This is a genomic window from Planococcus sp. S3-L1, assembly GCF_030063085.1.
Classification (GTDB): Bacteria; Bacillota; Bacilli; order Bacillales_A; family Planococcaceae; genus Planococcus; species Planococcus kocurii.
Map to the genome: position 1 here is coordinate 64,283 of NZ_JASISN010000013.1, position 19,892 is coordinate 84,174.

Here is a 19,892-nt window from a genome sequence, read left to right on the forward strand (position 1 = left end):
CTTCTCTTCTAACCGCTTGTTTATATGAAACTTTCTATCTCTATAGACGTATTCATTATATAACATAAGTCCATAAACAAACGAGGAGGAATAATAATGAATAACCACGAAATTGATTTTAAGTTGCACGGAGACGATATGCAGTTTGTGGAAGTAGAACTAGACCCAGCTGAAACGGTTGTTGCAGAAGCAGGAGCTTTAATGATGATGGAAGACGGCATTGTGATGGAAACGATTTTCGGAGACGGTTCTACAAGTTCAGGTGGCAGCGGCTTGATGGGCAAACTAATGGGCGCAGGAAAACGAATTATCACAGGTGAAAGTTTGTTTATGACGGCTTTCACTAATAACGGAACAGGTAAACGCCATGTGTCATTTGCTGCGCCTTATCCTGGCAAGATTATTCCTATGGACTTGAGCATGCTAAACGGCAAGATTATTTGTCAAAAAGATTCTTTCCTAGCTGCTGCCAAAGGAGTTTCGATTGGCATTGAATTTCAGCGCAAATTGGGTGCAGGATTTTTTGGCGGTGAGGGCTTTATTATGCAAAAACTGGAAGGAGATGGCTTGGCGTTTGTACATGCTGGCGGTACGATTTACCGAAAAAACCTTCAAAAAGGAGAAGTATTGCGTGTGGATACGGGTTGTTTAGTCGCCATGACCGGAGATGTTGATTACAATATTGAATCAGTCCCGGGCATTAAAACAGCATTGTTCGGTGGTGAAGGTTTATTCTTTGCAACTTTGCGTGGTCCCGGAAGTGTCTGGATTCAATCGATGCCATTCAGCCGATTAGCAAGTCGTGTATTTGCAGCCGCTCCACAAAACCCTGCTGGTCGTTCGAAAGGGGAAGGCAGTGCCGCTGGTGGATTATTTGACTTACTCGGTGGAAGATGATTAATTGACTTATTAAAATAAAAGACGCCTATTCATTTCCTTACGGGGTTTGAATAGGCGTCTTTTATTGTTCTATTAGAGAGATTTGATAAAAATCTCGAAAAATTGACAAACCTCTATTAATCATGAGATTATTACCTAACGACCGTTAGGAAGGTGAAAAAGTGAAAGCAGATCTTATTCTCCAAACCGCTGTCAGCCATTTTGCAAAAGAAGGCTTTGAAGGCGCATCTCTCAGTAAAATCGCTGAAGAAGTTGGAATCAAAAAGCCATCTATCTATGCCCATTACAAAGGAAAAGATGATTTATTTATTTCTGCACTTCAGTATTCACTCAATACTCAAAAAGCTCAGTTAGCTAGTTATTTTAATTCTACGAAAAATGAATCGTTAGAAACTCTTCTTTTCGGTTATTTTGATTGGTTGGCAAAAGAAAGCAGAGACAACGAACGAATGAAGTTTATCTTGCGTGTTGCTTATTTCCCTCCACTCAAATTAGAAAAAGAAGTCGGCGAGTTGTTTAATCCGTTTTTTGACCTGATGCACCAGCATCTTACTCGGTTATTACGAGAAAGACATCGCTATGAAAACGTATTACACTCTGTAGATTTTTCAAATACAGCGTTAGCTTATCTGACTGTAATTGAAGGAACGATGTCTGAACTTGTCTATAGCGGCATCGAAAGATATGAAAAGCGACTTCAAGCAGTTTGGCCAATTTTTTGGCGTGGCTTAATCCATTAATACACGAATCACAGCAGACCAGAAACACCTATCAAGCACGAAGATTATAAGGAGATCACTGCATGAAAACAAATAAATTAGTTCTTTCAACTTTACTACTCAATCTATTTATCGCATTTCTAGGGATTGGACTGGTCATTCCAGTAACTCCGACCATTATGAACGAATTAAGCATATCAGGAACTGTCGTGGGCTATATGGTTTCTGCTTTTGCGCTAGCTCAGCTCATTGTTTCTCCTATTGCCGGACGATGGGTAGATAATATTGGTCGTAAACCCATGATCATTATCGGCCTGTCAATCTTCAGTATTTCCGAATTTCTATTCGGTATTGGTGAAACAGTAGAAGTGCTGTTTGCCTCTCGTATTCTCGGGGGTGTTAGCGCAGCCTTTATTATGCCGGCTGTTACGGCTTATATTGCTGACATTACGACCAGTAGCACACGACCAAAAGCTTTAGGTTATATGTCTGCGGCGATTTCTACCGGTTTTATTATCGGTCCAGGAATCGGTGGGTTTTTAGCCGATATCAGCACGCGACTTCCCTTCTTCTTTGCAGCAGGATTTGGTTTGTTTGCAACGATTTTGTCACTTATCACATTAAAAGAACCCAATCGCAGCTACGAAGTTGAGGAAAAACACCAGCCCCTGCCAAAATCAGGATGGAAACGAATTTTTTCACCGATGTATGTTATCGCTTTTATGGTTATTCTCATATCATCATTTGGTCTGGCCGCATTCGAATCGCTTTTCGCGTTATTCGTTGATCACAAATTCGGCTTTACGGCAAAAGATATCGCCGTGATTATCTCACTCGGCGCAATTGTCGGAGTCATTTTCCAAGTTGGTTTGTTTGATAAACTAACGCGACGGTTCGGTGAAATCCGATTGATTCGTTACAGTCTTTTTGTGTCAACCGTTTTAGTATTTATTATGACTTTCGTTACGAGTTACTGGTCGATTTTGCTTGTTACCATGGTCGTGTTTGTCGGCTTTGACTTGATGCGTCCAGCCGTTACTACTTATCTGTCACGAATCGCCGGCAATGAACAAGGATTCGCCGGGGGCATGAACTCCATGTTCACAAGTATCGGTAATATTTTCGGTCCGATTATTGGCGGCATTCTTTTCGACATTGATTTAAACTATCCGTTCTATTTTGCTACTGTCGTCTTAGCAGTAGGAATTGCATTAACGTATTTATGGAAGCGCCCAGCGTTTTCAGAACCAACAAGAATATAGTTTAGCTTTTAATTGGGCCTCGCGAGGGAAAATCTTCAGTTTTTTCCTCTAGAGGTTATTTTTTTTCACTTTTTTTGCTATTGATTTGGGAAAGTTGAGGTTGTTTGCAGAAAGAGGCTGCTGTTTGCGTAATCTTTTTATTTGTTTACGGAATTTTCAAATCCCAGTCTTTTGAAGTCGAAATGATCAAAATACTAAACCTCTTGTTCAATTGTAAATTTTTTCGAAAGAAAAATCGCATTAATTAATTGATATGCTATTATTTAAAAATATAGAACTTATACATGACAGCCAATTCCAATAAATTAATCATTAAATCACAAAAGGAGTGAGCACATGCATATACGCAAAGCAGAACAAAAGGATGCATCCGCTATTGCAAAAGTCCACGTGGACAGCTGGAGAACCACATACAAACAAATTATGTCAAGTGATTTCCTTAACGGCCTTTCTTATGAAAAACGGACAGAGCTGTGGGAAGAAAACCTCTTAGAAAAAGAAAATCACATAATTGTTGCAGAAACTAGCGACGGCATCATCATTGGATTTGGTACGGCTGCAAAGAGAAAAAGCAATACTGTGGAAAGATCTGGCGATTTGACTTCCATTTACTTATTTGAAGACTATCAAGGTCAAGGCATTGGAAAAATGTTATTGAAAGACCTTTTCTTGTTTTTCAAACACCTGGATTACGAAAGAGTTTTTGTTGAAGTATTAGAAGAAAATAAAACACGATTTTTCTATGAATATTATGGTGCCAAGCTAATCGATACTGTTCAACTCAAAATTGGTGGAACGGTTCTGAACGAATTGATTTATGAATGGGAGAACATAGATCAGGTATTAGAGAAACTTTGAGCCAAGACGAGTCAAGAATTGAGGTTGTATAGGAAAAGACCGGAAGCATCGGCTTCCGGCCTTTTCCTCGTTCTGATGCTATTGCTTCGTTAATTGCCAATAGATTCTATCACTCGCATTTTTTGTTTTTTCCATTCCTACTTTTTCTAATATGCGTATAGAACCAATATTGTCTATGTCTGTTTCTGCGATTACGGTTTTTACAGTCATCGTACTAAAAGCCCAATCTATAAGACCTCGTACTGCCTCAGTTCCATAACCCATACGCCAAAAAGTTTCTAGAAATCCATAACCGATTTCCACTTCTTGGTTAGCATTCGGCTTGCCTTTGAAACCCGCATCTCCAAGAATCACGTCATCGGATTTTCGTAAAACCAGCCAGCTTCCCCATCCATATAAAGTTGAATCGTTTGCTAGCGCTTCTATATGATCGGCAATTTGAGGGCCATTTCTATAATTTTGAGCAGCTATCATTATCGCCGAATGGCTATCACTCGGTATCATTTTTAGTCGTTTTGTTTCTATTTGCATCTTTTATTTCTCCTTTTATTTCTCCTTTTATTTTACTGATTCTTAAAGTTTATTACTTAATTACTGATGCTTTTTGCTGACTAGGCTGACTTTCTCGAGACTCTTTCCCTCCTCAGCGTACCAATCTGAATATTTCGGAGTTAACACCGCGATTGTGAACAATACAGCAGTTATCAGCATAAGGATTGCGAGAGAGCCGATTGTCAGCTTTAGCGAAACAAAATCTGCGAGTAAACCAATTACTAAGATGAAAAAAAGTTGCAAAATACTTTGGATGAGTCCAAAGATGCTCGTCACTCTGCCCATCACAGATACTGGCACATTATTTTGATAGAATGTCGTAATTCCGGCGTTCAAGAACACATTAAAGAAACCGAGGATAATAAAGCCGACAGTAACGGATGCAAAAGACCAGGAGAACGCATAAATAAGATAACCGGTTGTCATCATCAACATGCCAATAATCATCATTACCCGAATCGAAACTTTATTGGCAAATAAGGAAAGCCATAATGCGCCACTCACTGAACCGATGCCCGTAATGCTAATTAACAAGCTGTATTCGATTTCAGAAAGGCCAATTACTTGTTGAGTGAAAACAACCTCCTGAACATCCATCGCAAATGAAAATAGCATAACTACGAGAAACCCTAGATAAATTGCAGAAACGTACTTTCTGCTACCAATAAAATCAACAACGACAGTGAAATCTTTGGCAACTTGTGAAAAAGTCAAAGCAGGAATCTTTTCGTGTTTGACTTTTTCTGTGTCCGGTAAAAGGCTCAACAAAACGGCAGCAACTAAAAAGAATCCAGCATTTAACCATAAAGTCACCGAAATATTAGTTAGTAGTATAAGTGTCCCTCCTAAAGCCGGTCCAATAATAAAAGCGCTAGAAGAGGTAAACGAACGCAGTGAATTAAACCGTTTTCGCTTTTGCTGAGGAACAAGCATTGTGACATAGGTCATGGAGGCTGGTCCAAAAAATGATTTGGCAACGCTTAACAGAACAAGAATCGCGTATATCGCAAAAAGGCTTGGTGCAAAAGGAATTATAGCGATAAAAGTCGCTCTTAACACCATCGTCACCAACACGATTTTTCGCTTACTTCGGTAATCTATAAAACTGCCCGTCCAAAACTTTGTCAAGATATTGACTAAAGGACTGACCATCCATAAACCCGCTACAGCAGCTGCAGAACCCGTCATCTGATAAACAATGATATTGATAGCAACTAAGTAGAGGAAATCTCCAATATTGGCAATACCTAAAGATCCTAGTAGGATCGCGGGAACTTTCCATTGTTTTAAAATCTGCTTCCCCTCCAGAAACTTCGATGCTATTGATGCATCTTGTCGCATCAGCTCATATGGATCATTTTATATTGAATTAAAAGTGGTGTATCAAAATAAGTGTTTTTGTTTGCGAAAGAGTAAGAGTTGTTTGCGTAATTCTCTCGTTTGTTTGCGGTGTCACTTTGTTTGGTTGCAGAAAATCACGCTTTTTGCAGCACTCAAAATTACAGTCTGCGTAGCTTGAGATGATCACTTCACAACATCCCCTTTTATAGCTCAAGCTTTAGTTATCCCTAACTCTTCTATTTTCTGGTTGTTTCAACCAATGGCGTAACCCTTTGCCTGCGAGTGGTTCGTCGTTAAACCGAGGGATTACGTGAAGATGACTGTGCTTGATCGACTGATTTGATGCCTCCCCTACGTTCCAGCCAAGGGTGTAACCATCTGGAGAAAGTTCACTTTCCATGTAATCTTTGGCTTGTTGGAGAAGCTCGTATGTGTCACTCCACTCTTCTTTTGTTAAATCAAACGTATTGGTACGATGCTGCTTTGGAACAATTACACCACTTCCTTGTAGTACCTCTTGTTGCTCTGTATGCTGCAAATAGTAACAGCTGTTATTTTCAAAGATGATTTTTTGATTAAAATCGTTACTCGGATTGCAAAATGGACATTCTGCGTCATGAGACATGGTAATTCCCCTTTCGAATTCTTCTTACCTTCTTTCTAAGTTGTTATTCCCAGCAATCGAAATCTTTTTTTAATACGATTGTGACAACGCTGATTAAAGCTAGTCTGTTCTCTTGTTTGAAGTCTAAATTCACGGTAACTCCAACCGCTTTATGGAAGTATTCGCGTTTATTTGCGCAATTTCACACATTATTTGCAAAACCTAAAATTTCTTCCCAGACAATCGGAGAACACAAAATCTCCTCTCGACTTAAGGTTATATTCTCCATTTATTCAAATAATCCCTTCATTTATTGTCTTTAAAAAATTTCTCTTCAAAGCAATAAAAAAAGAAGGAACTTTGAAAAAGTTCCTTCCCTCTAATTAAATTAATCACAGCTTACCTTGCTTGATTTTATTAATTAATTCTTCTAGCCATTGAACATTATGGTCAGTTCTTGCCGTAATGTATCCTCTAACAAAATTTCGTAATTCCTTGTCTTCTTCAGTTACTTGGACTTTTCCTTCCATCCCGCTCAATTGATTCCAGCGTTCTTTGATCTCGTTGACGTTATTTTCCAATATATCGACGACTTTTTTCTTATCGACATATTGCAAACTAATTAAGCCCACTATCATATCTTTGACGATATCCGTGTTTTCAAACAGTTTGTAAATAAGTTTGGGTAACTCTTCGCGTCCTTTAGCCGTAATCGCAAACACTTGTTTATCTGGACGATGTTCTTCTTTGATAATTTCAACGATTTCAATTAATCCTTTTTTGGCTAAAGTTTCAAAATGATAATACAATTTACTTTCGGTCAATCCACCTAATTGATCCAGTGGGATAGGCTCTGACAACTGCTTTTTCAATTTATAAGGATAGCTGTTTTCTTTCATCAGGTTACTTAAAATAAAGACTTGAATCGACATGTTAAAACTCCTTCGAGATAGATCGTATTCCAATTGTACCAGAAATTACACAGAAACTTCAGATGGGTTGAGCCGTTTATTGGTTTTCTCATCCGCATTGTTGTTTTCTAGTTCAACTGGCTTATGAAGAAATGCGACGATGCAAATGTTAATAAGCATAGCTACTCCACCAACAGCCACCATCGACCATATAAATGGAGCCGTGCTAATATTCCCGTATAGATTCGCAGTATATGCTTGCACCGAATAATACATAGGCGAAATATAACTCATCCATTCGTAAGGCAAGTACATCATTTCGCGGGGCATAATCGCACCGTTTGATAATGTTTGAAAAAATAAAATTGGCAAGTTTAGAATCATGCCTCCTTCACCGATTAAGAAAATGACGATTGCGGCAAAGTTAAAACACACCATATAGTTTAAAATTTGCTGACCCGCGAGCTCAAAAAACAAATTACCACTCGGTCCATTGATCACATACGTTACCCCTAAAGCAACTACCGTAGAAAGAACGGCGATGATTAGAGCAGTCAGTTGAACATAACTGAATAATCGTGTCTTGCTTGCTTTTGTTCGATTTTCTCTATATGCACTAACTAGTTGCATGGCGCCTATCATTGCGCCCACATAACACGCCATTGATAAGAACATGGGCAACATACCATTATTCATACCATCTGGCACTTTGTTGATTGCTACGATGTTTCCTGCATAAGCTGCTTCAATCTTTTCAGCTAACGCTGCAGCTTGATCTTCTGGGACATTACTATTCATTAACACACTTTGAGCTGTTTGCTGTGAGAACTGTGTACTCAATTGGTTATTAATTTCCGCTACGACTGAATTCATCGCAGAAGAAACTGATTGTGCGCCAGCTTCATTGATTGTAAAGTCAATCGTTGAAGTTATTTTTCCTATTTGGAGATTTTCAGAAAATTTTTCTGGAATGTGCACAACTAACGCGACTTTGTTGTGTTCTAACTCCTCTAAAGCCTGTTGATTTGTTAGATTGGTTTCGATTTTTTTAAATGGTAGGTTTTCTGTCAACTGATCTGCAATTCCTACACCATAATCGCCATTGTCGTCATTAATAATGGCGATTGGTAACTTATCAATATTTGCAGGAATGGCTGAATAGCCTGGCAGGAAGATGCCTAGCATCGCAATGGCGTAAAATATCCCCATAACAATAGCGCCGGTTGCGCCTTTTGTTTTTAAAAACTGTACAAATTTCATTTAACTTATCCTACTCTCTGTCAAAATAACTTCAAACAAACTACTTTAATAAAAGCACTTTTTTACAACTACTTTGTATCATAATTCTATTTTGAATGAAAGTCAATAACTATGTTATATAAACCTACAAATAGAAAAATAGGAGCTGCTGTAAATCTAGCTGCTCCTATTTCTTCTTTAACTATTTTATTTCAACCAATTATTTAAAAATTCACTTTGATTACCTTCAAAATATTCTTCAAAAAATAGTTTAAATTGTTGGGTGTTTACTTGTTTGAATTGAAACTCGACATAATAAGCCGATAGAAATTCAAGTGCACTTTCTCTTCCACCGTTCTCATCAAAATATTCTTTTAGCACCATTGGAACTTTGCCATAGATCGTAGAATAATACGTTTCGTTACCAAACTTAGAAAGTGGTAAATTGACATATTTTTCTGGCCGGTAATACTGTTCTGCTGAAGAGGCACCCCAAAATCCAAATTCATCATCATCGTAACGATCACTGATGAATAACGAGCTACTAAATTCTGTTACGCCTTCATCTAACCACGATTCATAATAGGGGTCATTGGTAACAAGGTAATAAAACCATTGATGCGCAATTTCATGCACTAAAACTGACTCCTGAGATTGCTGATCTGCTGCCACTTCAATAATGTTTGGGTATTCCATGTAGCCATCGTTTCCAATAATATCGAGTTCATCAAAAGGATTATCGCCTATTTTTTCTTCAAAATATTCATAAGCGTCAACTGCAAGTGAAGAAGTTTCTTCTAGCATATTTTGTGACGCCGGTGTAAATACACGAAGCGTCGTGTCGTTAGCTTGTACAGTTTCTGCTTGCCATTCATCAGGATTCATAATAGCCATATAAAAATCTTTAATGTTTTCACCTGTTACCGTCCCTTTTGATGTAGGTTGGATTTCCCCATCATTTGCGGAAGTTGCAACTAAATAGTCCTTCGGTAAAGCATAGTTTACTGTAAAGTCGCCATAATCCGTGTTGTAAGATTCGCCGTTTGAATTGTAATCTTCGATGTTCCAACCATTTCGGTACTGCCCGAGCATCGGATACCAATGTGCTAAGTAAAAATTATCGTCTACTTGAGACAAGCGCATACCGCCTTTAGGTAAAGTCATCGAATAGTCGACTGTTACGTTTACTAAATCGTCCGTATTTAAAGCTTTTTCTAGCTCGACCATTAACTCGTTGTTATCAAGTGCATACGCCGCTTCTTTACCATTAACCACAACCGAAGAAATCGCAATAACCGCTTCGTCACCTTCATAAACGTTTGTTTCATTAGAATTCATCGCATTGGGTATTAAATAAAAGCCGATATCTGACCACGATTCAGCCGAATCATTTGTAACATCAATTGAAGCCTCAATGTGAAAGTCGTCTTTAGGACTCAACTTCACTTTTAAGTTATAAACTGCATTAGTAGTATCCTCATAAGGCTCAGTTATCACCATATTGTCATCTTCACGAAGAGCAATGACCAGGATTCTCCCAATAATTACGATGCCTATAAGTAAGGCTATACCCCATCCTTTTACCTTCATTATACATCTCTCATTTCTACTATTTTAATGGATAGCTAGTCAACCAGTTTAAGCCGCTAAAATAAGATTTAGTGCCATTTAATAGAACATGCAAAATGTCTCATTTGGAATTGGATTTAACTTGAGGGAACCAGAAAATCCTTTCACGTCCTAGGCTAATTTGATTGTACCTTATTTCAAGAATACAGGTGATATAGAATTTCTTTGTTTTCATTTAATCATTCTTACCAAAAAACTCTAAAGACTAGCTATTCTTTCTGACTAACATACTTGTCATTTCTGAAACATATCGTTTGCACTTTAGCTTTAAAGAGGTGTAGACATGAAAACAAGATTAAAAGAGTTAAGCACGAATGTAGGGATAAACCAAACAGAATTGGCAAAATGCACAAAGACTTCGCGCCAAACCGTCAGCTTGATCGAATGCGAAGAATTTATGCCTTCATTGCTCGTTGCAACGAAAATTGCGCGTATTTTTGATAAACCGGTTCAAGAGATTTTTCAATTCGACGAGGAGGAATTAGCATGAGGAATCTGTTTAAACAAGTGGTCAATTGATTATTGGAGCGTTAGTTGGATTTTTCGGAATGCTAGTTTTGCTGGAAGCCGATTTTCTTATTGATTTGTCTGGCTATGCATTTATTGGCAATACCATTCTTCTAACACTCGCAGCACTACTGACTTTTTTTACTATATCGTTATTTCAGTATTTTGTCTCTTACCAATCAAAAGTTTACTGGAGATGAAGAAGATGCTGCGGAAGGACGTATGTACAGACAGTATTTAGATGCCCGTCTTTGTTCTAAGCTTGCCACGTTGATCGGTTTAGCATCTTTAAGTGCAACTGCTATAACTGCTCAATCTTTTTAGATGCTTGTGACAGGTATCGCTTTAGTGTTTATGGGCGCTTCACTGTCTTTCATACTCCCTGGTCTTACACAGAAAATGTATTCAGAGCGTCAACTTCCCTTAATTAACGACAAAAATTACACTAAAAAATCACTAAAAATTTCCGCTGATGGAGAAAACCTGTCATGCTCGGTGGTTTATACAAAACCTACCTTACAATGCATTCTCTTTTAGTCAGAGCAGTAATCCTACTGTTATTTTATTCGATTGTCTCAGATTCATCATAGCTTTTAGTATTTTTACGATTGTCATTATCTTACCTTTACCAACACACGGTATCAAATTCACGTTCGGAACAACTAAATTCTCTATTAAAAAACACTGATTTCTTTAAACAGAAATCAGTGTTTTTAATTCATTATTCGCCACGTGGCGCTTTTGGTGGTTGGCACACGTCACATTTACGTTGGTTTTTTGTATTGAATTTCGTAAATGTTTTTTCGAAGTTATTGCCACATGCGCATTTGAACAGTAGCTTTTGAGAAAATCCGTGGTATTCAGTCGACAGTAATTTACTGTCCGAATTTTTCTCGACAAATGCTTTAATTTCTTTAAAGGTCCATCGTTTGTTCATTTTGTTACACCTCCATATTCTATCGGTAAGCGGAGGCTTTTTGGCATCCGTTCAATTACGAGCAAAAAGCTTAGCTGCCTTAAGTTCTTTAGTATAACACGAGCTGCTCACTATTTATAAAAAATGTAGTTGTAAGCTTAGCTTTCTTATGAACCGCAAGATTTTTACGGTTCACTTGTTGTCGCTATCTTGACGAAACACCTCCATATTTCCATGTTATTAACCATGTGTTACCTTCTTAAAAAAAGCCGACGTTTGTCGGCTTTTTGGATACTTGCAAATCGCTTCTCACAAATCAGTCGATCAATCCTGATAAAATTGTATCAATATTCCACTGCATCATTTTGATATACGTATCGCCATCTTCTCCTGGCTTACCAATTGAATCCGTAAAGACTTTTCCTTTAATGTCCATACCGGTTTCTCTTGCGACTGTTTCCATGCTGCGGGCATCAATACTTGTTTCTAAAAACAATCCTTGAATTTGTTGATCATTTATTTTGTCTACAACTTGTGTAATTTGTGACGGTGTCCCTTGGTTTTCTTGATTGATCTCCCAAATATATTCTGCTTGGAAATCATAGGCTTTACTAAAATATTTAAACGCTCCTTCACTTGTTACAAAAACGCGTTTTTCTTTTGGAATTTTGCTGTATTGATCAAGAGCTTCCTGGTGAAGTACTTCCAATTGACTAGTGTATTCTTCTGCGTTTTTTTTGTATTCTTCTGCGTTCTCTGGATCTACTTCAATCAATGCATCTCTTGCATTTTCTGCATATTTAATCCCATTTTGCAGGTCTAACCATGCGTGAGGATCTTCTTCCCCTTCTTTTCCTTCAGTTGTTAAAAACATAGGTTCAACGCCTTTACTCATCTTATAAACAGGTGCTGATTCGCCACTTTTACCAGCGGTATCCATTAATTTTTCGAACCATGAATTGCCAGCTTCTAAATTTAATCCGTTGTAGAAAACCACATCAGCATCTGTTGCTTTTTGCGCATCTAATGGCAATGTTTCGTATTCATGAGGGTTAGAGCCAATCGGTGCTAAGCTGTGTAATTCGATTTTGTCACCGCCTACATTTTTAACAATGTCGTAAAGGATAGAGTACGTCGTTACGACCTGTAACTTATCATGATTGGTCTTTTCATTACTGCTGTCATTGTTTGAACATCCAGCTAAAATAAACAGCAAAACGATACTTATCATAAAAAACTTAGTACTGTTACGCATAAACATTCTCCTTTTTCTTTACAAGTTTAATTGGCTAGTTGTCTTTTTTTCATTGTGCTTATTTTCCGCCATAAAATTCCCTGTTTTGGTGAAAAAAGAAAAGCTACGATGAAAAGAGCTGTCGCGGCAAGCACTATCGTTGCACCTGAGGCCAAATTGTAAGTAAAACTGAAATACAAACCAATTACAGCTGCACTTGCTCCGATTGAAGCCGATAAGAAAATCATTGTCGATAAACGATCGGTCAGGAGATAAGCTGTTGCTGCAGGTGTAATCAGCATGGCAACTACGAGGATAATACCCACGGTCTGAAGTGAAGCAACTGTAACCATCGTCAGTAAGGTCATTAAAAAGTAATGAATCAGTCTCACTGGTAGTCCGTATACTTGTGCCATTGTTTCGTCAAAAGACGTCACAAGAAGTTCTTTGTAAAAAACAAAAACAGAAACCAGTACAACCAACCCTGTACCTAACGTAATCCACATATCTGAAGGCCGTACAGCCAATACGTTACCAAATAAGATATGGTACAAATCTGTACTGCTTTCAAGCACCGTTATGAGAATAACACCTAGTGCAAATGCTGCAGAAAATACTATGCCGATTGACGTATCTTGTTTGATTCGGCTATTTTGACTAACAAAACCGATACCAATCGCTGTTAATACGCCTGTAAACACGGCACCAAAGAAAAAGCTGATGCCAAGTGCGTAAGAGATTGCCACTCCTGGTAAAACAGCATGTGAAATAGCATCCCCCATAAGCGCCATTCCTCTTAAGATGATAAAACAACCGATGACTCCGCAAATGACACCGACCATAATCGATGTAAGCAATGCTTTTTGCAAAAAGTCATATTCAATCAATCCTTCAATAAAAGCCATAATTAGTTCACCCCAACTTCAAATAGAAAAGATAATTCACTTTCATACGCTTTGCGCATAACTTCTGGACGCAATACTTGCTGTGGGTTACCAAATTGAATGACTTGTTTGTTCAATAACAACAACTCATCAAAGTATTCGTTTGCTTTACTTAAATCGTGGTGAACGACTACTACTGTTTTGCCTTGATCGCGTAAGTCTTTCAAGAGTTTAACGATCATTTCTTCACTAGAGACATCAATTCCGACAAATGGCTCGTCCAAAAAGAAAATGTCTGCTTTTTGCGCAAGTGCTCTGGCAAGAAAGACACGCTGTTGCTGCCCACCGGATAATTCGCCTATTTGACGATTAGAAAACTCTTCCATTCCCACTTTTTTCAGGCATTCATAAGCCCATTCCTTGTCTTTTTTCTTTGGACGCTTGAATATGCCCAAATTCGGATAAGTGCCAATCAATACAGTATCAAGAACATGAATTGGAAAATCCCAGTCATACTGATTTCTTTGAGGTACATATGCGATTCGCTTGCGATTTTCCTTTAATGTCTCTCCAAATATTTCAATACTACCTTGATCAATGGAGACAAGATTTAATAATGCTTTTAATAGCGTTGATTTACCCGCGCCGTTAGGACCAATAATTCCTAAGACTTTTCCTTGTTCAAGCGTCAAATCAATTGCTTCAATTGCTGGTCTGCCAAAATAAGAGACCTGGATATTTTCTACTTTAACTGCAGGAACCATTTTACTTCCCCTCCGCCATTTATTTTCCGTTGTGAAATATTTTTCCTATAGGAAACTTTTCTTTATTTTATACTTTTTGTGTAAGATTGTAAATAGGAAAAGCTTGTGTATGCCTATATTTTCAATGTAGTGAAAATATAGAGTGTTAAGCATAGCCGTCAGAAAAACATTGAATGAAGGAAGCTATTTGCTTTTTGTCTCTTTCATTCAAACTTTATAGAACGTAAAAATTGGTAGAGAAAAATCAAACCTTTTCTCTACCAATCTTATTTTAGAAACTTATGACACAGTCTATGAAATCATTCTTTGATTTTTTTCGAGTAATGTCTCCTTGCTTTTTCTCGATTCCCACAAATTTCCATCGAACACCATTTACGTTTTCCGCTTATGTCTACAAAAAAAGCATAGCAAAGCGAACTCTGGCATTTCTTTATTTTTTCGAAAACTCCGTTTTGTAATGCCAGCAGCATGTCATACGACAAGAGCGCTAACAATCCTTCTGTTCCGCCTTTACTCGGAATAGGCTCACATGCTTTGTTAAAATACAAAGGAACTTTTGTTGTATATGCTACCAAAGAGTTCAAAGAACTTTTGTCTCTTTGATCAGTGGAGAAATAATTTCTCCACTGATCGCGAAAAACTTTCAGCTCTTTAGCTTCAACTGGCGAGCTTTTAAGTTTTTCTACTTGCTGCAGATTTAGTACTTCCTGACTTTCCAAAAATGCTAGCCAGTCATCTATGCCTCTTTTTTCTTCAAGAAAGTCTATCGCTGTAATTTTTTTGATATTGATCGTATTTAAAAAATTAATGAAAAGATACTGACTTACGAAAGAATATTTTGTTTCCATATTGTTCTCCATTCGGAACACTCCTTAAAACTGATTGATTGACTTACATACTATCATACCGTAAAGTTTAATTCTAACCACAAGAAGATAATTAAGTGGTTATAAAATAAGAAGAGGAGAGATACTATGTCGATTAAAGACGTTACGGATTCAACATTTGTTCAAGCAACCGAAAAAGGGTTTGTCATTGCCGAACTCGGCGCAGCTTGGTGTGCCCCCTGTAAGATGATCGCTCCTGCATTAGAAGAAATTAATGAGGACCAACATAACCGAATAAGCGTCGTTCAATTAGATGTTGATAATAATCAAGAAACAGCACAAAAATATGGCGTTATGAGCATTCCGACACTTCTTTTCTTTAAAGATGGAGAATTGATGGAGAAATCAGTTGGCTTCCAGCCAAAAGAAGAAATTCTTTCAATCGCCCAAAAACACATTTCTTAATAAGAACATTTTTGCTATCATTCTATTCACTGTTGATATGCACTTATACCGGCGTGCATCCTAGCAATCTAACTAGTTAAATGAAAGGAAGATGTAATTTATGACAACGATGACACAAGAAATTAATGAATATATCGAAAAATTTAAAGCCAACAAGCCAAAAGAAGTTCAAGTAAAAATGCAACATGCGATTGAAGAATTAGAAGCATCGAACGAAGGAAAAGGATTAAGAACAGGCGAACAAGCACCAAACTTTAACTTACCTAATGCCGCAGGCGAAACGGTTGAACTATACGAGCAGCTAAAAAAAGGTCCTGTCGTGTTAACGTTTTATCGCGGGAATTGGTGTCCGTATTGCAACATGGAGCTACGCGCTTACCAGCAGATCATTGGAGAAATTCACGACCAAGGCGCTGAGCTAATTGCCATTAGCCCGCAAACACCAGACCAGTCCATGTCTATTCAAGAAAAGCACGATTTAGAGTACTTGGTAGTAAGCGATGAAGGCAATACCGTAGCAAACCAATTTAATTTGGTTTACCAATTGCCAGAATACCTAGTTGAGCTTTATAAAGCTATCGGTCTAGATGTAGCTAAACACAACGGAGATGATACTTGGACACTTCCTGTATCTGCAACTTATATCATTCAGACAGATGGTACAATCGCTTATGAATACACAAAATCAGATTATAAAGACCGTGTTGAACCTTCAGATGTACTACAAGAATTAAAAAAAATTAACTAACCTAGCAATAGAAAGAGCAATCCAAACATCAGTATTGATGTTTGGATTGCTCTTTTAATTTTGAAGTTTTTTTGAATTAGCTACTCTTGATATAAAAATAGTTAACTTTCTGTAAAAAACATTCACAGTTATAATCAGCTTAACAGAACTGAAAGCCAAAATACGTCTAACGAGGTTATACTGAAATGACTAATTATTTTTCATCACTCACTTAGAAAAAACTTATTTCTTTTATATTTTAGGAGTATTAGTCGACTCGTCATAAACAATAAACAAAAATCCATAATGATCCCTATTATCACCTACAGCATTTAATGTTGTTCGCTTTTTTTTCGTGTATTCAGAAATAGGAAATGATGCAAAAATAACAACAAACATACACATCATACATAAACTTGCCAACCCTATTAATATGGACATTTTAATACCGCCCTCCCCTGTTTCGTTAAGCATAGCCTATGAAACGGGTTTCAGAGCAAGCACAGAAATAAACTTTAAATAGGAGTGATCATCGTGGCAAATATTAAAGAACTCGCTCGAATGGCAGGAGTTTCAGTAGCGACAGTCTCCCGCGTATTAAACAATCATCCGTATGTTAGTGAAAATAAACGGAATGCAGTCGAACAGGCTATGAAAGCATCCAATTATCAACGAAACTTAAATGCTGTACATTTAAGTAAAGGCAAAACCATGCTAATTGGTGTGATTGTCCCTTTTGTAAATCATCCCTATTTTGGTTTATTGGTTGAAGGAATAGCCAATGAAGCGGTTAAAAATAATTATAAATTAGTTCTTTTTCAAACAAATTACGAAGAAACAAGAGAAATCGAAGCGTTGGAAATGCTGAAGCATAAGCAAATCGATGCGTTAATCATTTGTTCTCGAAATTCTCCATTTAGCGTGGTAGATGACTATACTAAATACGGTCCCATTACCCTGTGTGAAGATAGCAGAGAAAAAAATATGTCTTCTACTTTCGTTGATCATTACAAAAGCTTTTCTCAAGCACTGAATTATTTGCATAGCAAAGGGCATAAAAAAATTGGTTACTGTTTAGCGCGGAATTCAGGGTCTAATAGTAGATATAGAGAAAAAGCTTATGAAGATTTTCTCAAAAAAATAAATGAGCCGTTTGTTCCCGACTATGTATTTTATGATTGCTTATACTTTGAAGATGGACAAACCGTAATACAGCGACTGATTGGTATGCACAGTCCTCCTACAGCTTTGATCGTTACTAACGATCAAGTAGCTGCTGGAATATTGGTTTGTTGTACGGAAGAGGACATATCGGTACCAGATCAATTGGCCATCCTAAGTTTTGACAATCAGCCCATTGCACAAGTCATGAACATAACCACTCTTGAAATCCCATTAGTAGAAATAGGAAAAAATCTATTGCTGCAAGCTATCAATCATCGACAAGTTCATCATGATGAGTTATTTGTAAAAATGATTGAACGAAAAACCGTTTAATGATAATGGTAGACGAATCAAAGTCTTGACGCACACTCTAGTCATCCTTAGCATAGCCACAAAGTTAACAATTTATAATCATTTGCACTATCTACTCAAAATCGCAATCTAATTACTTTAATATTAAATACTTTAGTGTTAAAGTATTTTTTGTGAGTAATCCCTCTTATGAGCTAAAAATTCAATCAATACACATAACGATACGTGGTTTCTGTGCATCTTTTTTTCAAACAGAAAATTAGAATTGGAGCGTGAAACGAATTGGAGACAGAAAATTTATTTAAACTTATCCACACAGTAGAAGCGATCACGAACAGAGCAATCGTTGATTGGAATGATATTTTCCCTCATAATATAGGTGTTTCTCCTATATTGGTTTTAAGCGAATTAGAACGAAACGGCCCGCAAAACCAAATGAAACTAGCAGATTTACTTGGCTTTACTGGTGGTGCCATGACAAATATTGCATCCAAACTTGTGAAACTTGAACTGGCCATTCGGACATTTAATGACAGTGATCGCCGACAAGTTTTACTGAAAGTTACACCAAAAGGATCTTTATTGCTTCAAGAAGCGCAAAGGTTAGGGAAACGACAGCACATCGAAATGTTCCAAGTATTGGATGAAGAAGAGATTGCTCAATACTTATCTATTAACGAAAAATTATTAAAAAGTTTGAAAACCAAAAAAAGTAATCGATAGGAGCGTTAACTATGAAACGAGTTCATGGAAAAGTAGCATTAATAACAGGAGGAGCTTCTGGCATCGGTCTTTCAACAGCTAGTCTTTTAGCAAAAGAAGGGGCAAAAGTAGTCATTGCTGATTTTAATACAGCTGGCGCAAAAGAGGCTGCCGCTAAAATTAACGAAGAAGGCGGAGAGGCTTCGAGTATCTTTTTAGATGCATCGAAAGAAGATTCCATCAAAGAAGCCGTTGACTTTACAGTAAAACAGTACGGAACAATTACCGTATTATTTAATAACGTCGGTTTGACAAATCTTCAAAAAGATTTAGATGTCGTCAACATTGACTTGGATGAATGGGACCGACTTATGAATGTAAACTTGAAAAGCGTGCTGTTAGGTGCTCGATTCGCCATTCCCCATATGATTAAAGCTGGAGGCGGCTCGATTATCAATACCGCTTCCATGTCCGGATTTACAGGAGATGTTATTCGTTCTGCTTATGGTGCTTCAAAAGCAGCTGTTGTCAATTTAACGAAATACACAGCTGCACAATACGGCAAAGACAATATTCGATGCAACGCGATTGCTCCAGGACTAATTTTGACACCTGCTGCAAAAAATAACTTAACTCCTGAAGTATTATCTATTTTCGAAAAATACAATGCCCTTCCTTACCATGGCGAAGCAGACGATATCGGTTATACAGCTCTTTTCCTTGCCTCTGATGAATCTAAATTTATTACAGGACAAACAATCCAAGTCGAAGGCGGACATTATATCGCAAATCCAACTGTGCCGGACTTTAAAGCTTTCTCAGAACAAGCTTAAGAAAATAACTTGTTAGAAACAGATACATAAAAACTCTTCTATGCTGTTGTAGGAATTCCCTACATACTACATGGAAGAGTTTTTGTGTGACAGTCATTATTGGCCGGTTAAAATCATGGCTGTCTATTGACTTTAATACCACTTGATTTGGAAAAAAGGGACTATGACAAATGGATATGACAAGCAACCTTTTGAGTTCAGCCCCTTTGAATCTAAAAAAATGACGTAAAACTGACTTAGAAAATATCTTCGGTCCTACTAAAGGCAATTGGGCATTCCCGACAATTAATTCTAATAAATTCAAAAGAGCACACAGCAAATCCGAGATTACAGGTCGCGATTTAAAAAAACAGACGGAGAAAAGGGACACCCTTTTCTCCGTCTGTTTTATTGTAGAGACTTAGGAGACAGTCCCTTTTCCGTTTAAACTAACGCTTATTGCTTGCGTGTACGAACCGCCACTACGGTCGTCAATGCCGCTAACATTAAGCCGGCCAGTACCCACATGAACGGGAATGATCCGGTATCAGACATACCACCCA

At 37.6% G+C, this 19,892-nt stretch carries 21 protein-coding genes; 10 read left to right on the plus strand and 11 right to left on the minus strand.

Annotated features, from left to right (window positions below; genetic code table 11):
- Positions 1–96 precede the first annotated feature (96 nt).
- The 4 genes from QMF37_RS12680 (at position 97) to QMF37_RS12695 (ending at position 3,739) form a co-directional block, all read left to right on the plus strand.
- The gene (locus QMF37_RS12680) at positions 97–897 is read left to right on the plus strand and encodes a TIGR00266 family protein (protein ID WP_283478434.1); all 801 of its coding nucleotides are present in this window, start codon (positions 97–99) and stop codon (positions 895–897) included.
- A gap of 164 nt (positions 898–1,061) precedes the next feature.
- On the plus strand, positions 1,062–1,640 hold the full coding sequence (locus QMF37_RS12685) for a TetR/AcrR family transcriptional regulator (RefSeq protein WP_058385206.1): 579 nt from the start codon (positions 1,062–1,064) through the stop codon (positions 1,638–1,640).
- A 62-nt stretch (positions 1,641–1,702) separates the two neighbouring features.
- Positions 1,703–2,881: an MFS transporter gene (locus tag QMF37_RS12690; RefSeq protein ID WP_058385205.1), complete on the plus strand. Its 1,179-nt coding sequence runs from the start codon at positions 1,703–1,705 to the stop codon at positions 2,879–2,881.
- Between the two features lie 336 nt (positions 2,882–3,217).
- Entirely contained in the window at positions 3,218–3,739 is a 522-nt protein-coding gene (locus QMF37_RS12695) for a GNAT family N-acetyltransferase (RefSeq protein ID WP_283478435.1), read from the plus strand.
- A 78-nt stretch (positions 3,740–3,817) separates the two neighbouring features.
- Here QMF37_RS12695 and QMF37_RS12700 read toward each other — a convergent pair whose 3' ends face one another.
- The 6 genes from QMF37_RS12700 to QMF37_RS12725 all read right to left on the minus strand — a co-directional run bounded on the left by QMF37_RS12700 (position 3,818) and on the right by QMF37_RS12725 (position 9,976).
- Positions 3,818–4,270 carry a GNAT family N-acetyltransferase gene (locus QMF37_RS12700; protein WP_283478436.1) on the minus strand — a complete coding sequence of 151 codons (453 nt, stop codon included), beginning with the start codon at positions 4,268–4,270 and terminating at the stop codon, positions 3,818–3,820.
- A 60-nt stretch (positions 4,271–4,330) separates the two neighbouring features.
- Complete coding sequence (locus tag QMF37_RS12705; protein WP_071154586.1) at positions 4,331–5,632, minus strand: MFS transporter; 1,302 nt, start codon at positions 5,630–5,632, stop codon at positions 4,331–4,333.
- 217 nt (positions 5,633–5,849) lie between these two features.
- Positions 5,850–6,257 carry an HIT family protein gene (locus QMF37_RS12710; RefSeq protein WP_071154587.1) on the minus strand — a complete coding sequence of 136 codons (408 nt, stop codon included), beginning with the start codon at positions 6,255–6,257 and terminating at the stop codon, positions 5,850–5,852.
- A 371-nt stretch (positions 6,258–6,628) separates the two neighbouring features.
- Entirely contained in the window at positions 6,629–7,168 is a 540-nt protein-coding gene (locus tag QMF37_RS12715) for a PadR family transcriptional regulator (RefSeq protein ID WP_071154588.1), read from the minus strand.
- Positions 7,169–7,213: 45 nt separating this feature from the next.
- The gene (locus tag QMF37_RS12720) at positions 7,214–8,407 is read right to left on the minus strand and encodes a YhgE/Pip domain-containing protein (RefSeq protein ID WP_283478437.1); all 1,194 of its coding nucleotides are present in this window, start codon (positions 8,405–8,407) and stop codon (positions 7,214–7,216) included.
- Positions 8,408–8,593: 186 nt separating this feature from the next.
- Complete coding sequence (locus tag QMF37_RS12725) at positions 8,594–9,976, minus strand: M1 family metallopeptidase (RefSeq protein WP_283478438.1); 1,383 nt, start codon at positions 9,974–9,976, stop codon at positions 8,594–8,596.
- Between the two features lie 322 nt (positions 9,977–10,298).
- Between QMF37_RS12725 and QMF37_RS12730 the strand changes: the two genes are divergently transcribed.
- Positions 10,299–10,505, plus strand: a complete 207-nt coding sequence (locus QMF37_RS12730; RefSeq protein WP_071154589.1) for a helix-turn-helix transcriptional regulator — start codon at positions 10,299–10,301, stop codon at positions 10,503–10,505.
- 738 nt (positions 10,506–11,243) lie between these two features.
- Here QMF37_RS12730 and QMF37_RS12735 read toward each other — a convergent pair.
- From QMF37_RS12735 to QMF37_RS12755, 5 genes are all read right to left on the minus strand, one after another.
- The gene (locus tag QMF37_RS12735) at positions 11,244–11,459 is read right to left on the minus strand and encodes a hypothetical protein (RefSeq protein WP_058385191.1); all 216 of its coding nucleotides are present in this window, start codon (positions 11,457–11,459) and stop codon (positions 11,244–11,246) included.
- Between the two features lie 295 nt (positions 11,460–11,754).
- Positions 11,755–12,693: a metal ABC transporter substrate-binding protein gene (locus QMF37_RS12740; protein WP_143039561.1), complete on the minus strand. Its 939-nt coding sequence runs from the start codon at positions 12,691–12,693 to the stop codon at positions 11,755–11,757.
- 26 nt (positions 12,694–12,719) lie between these two features.
- Entirely contained in the window at positions 12,720–13,577 is an 858-nt protein-coding gene (locus tag QMF37_RS12745; protein WP_071154592.1) for a metal ABC transporter permease, read from the minus strand.
- A 2-nt stretch (positions 13,578–13,579) separates the two neighbouring features.
- Positions 13,580–14,320, minus strand: coding sequence for a metal ABC transporter ATP-binding protein (locus QMF37_RS12750; protein ID WP_071154593.1), 741 nt, complete (start codon positions 14,318–14,320; stop codon positions 13,580–13,582).
- 299 nt (positions 14,321–14,619) lie between these two features.
- A complete protein-coding gene (locus tag QMF37_RS12755; protein WP_245830155.1) occupies positions 14,620–15,168 on the minus strand; it encodes a CGNR zinc finger domain-containing protein in 549 nt (182 codons plus the stop codon).
- 126 nt (positions 15,169–15,294) lie between these two features.
- Between QMF37_RS12755 and trxA the strand changes: the two genes are divergently transcribed.
- From trxA to QMF37_RS12780, 5 genes are all read left to right on the plus strand, one after another.
- Complete coding sequence (gene trxA, locus QMF37_RS12760; RefSeq protein ID WP_058385186.1) at positions 15,295–15,612, plus strand: thioredoxin; 318 nt, start codon at positions 15,295–15,297, stop codon at positions 15,610–15,612.
- Between the two features lie 100 nt (positions 15,613–15,712).
- Entirely contained in the window at positions 15,713–16,360 is a 648-nt protein-coding gene (locus QMF37_RS12765; protein ID WP_071154595.1) for a peroxiredoxin-like family protein, read from the plus strand.
- A gap of 513 nt (positions 16,361–16,873) precedes the next feature.
- A complete protein-coding gene (locus QMF37_RS12770; protein ID WP_078080460.1) occupies positions 16,874–17,836 on the plus strand; it encodes a LacI family DNA-binding transcriptional regulator in 963 nt (320 codons plus the stop codon).
- A gap of 261 nt (positions 17,837–18,097) precedes the next feature.
- Entirely contained in the window at positions 18,098–18,538 is a 441-nt protein-coding gene (locus QMF37_RS12775; RefSeq protein ID WP_071154597.1) for a MarR family winged helix-turn-helix transcriptional regulator, read from the plus strand.
- Between the two features lie 11 nt (positions 18,539–18,549).
- On the plus strand, positions 18,550–19,350 hold the full coding sequence (locus QMF37_RS12780) for an SDR family NAD(P)-dependent oxidoreductase (protein WP_058385181.1): 801 nt from the start codon (positions 18,550–18,552) through the stop codon (positions 19,348–19,350).
- The last annotated feature ends 542 nt before the right edge of the window (positions 19,351–19,892 follow it).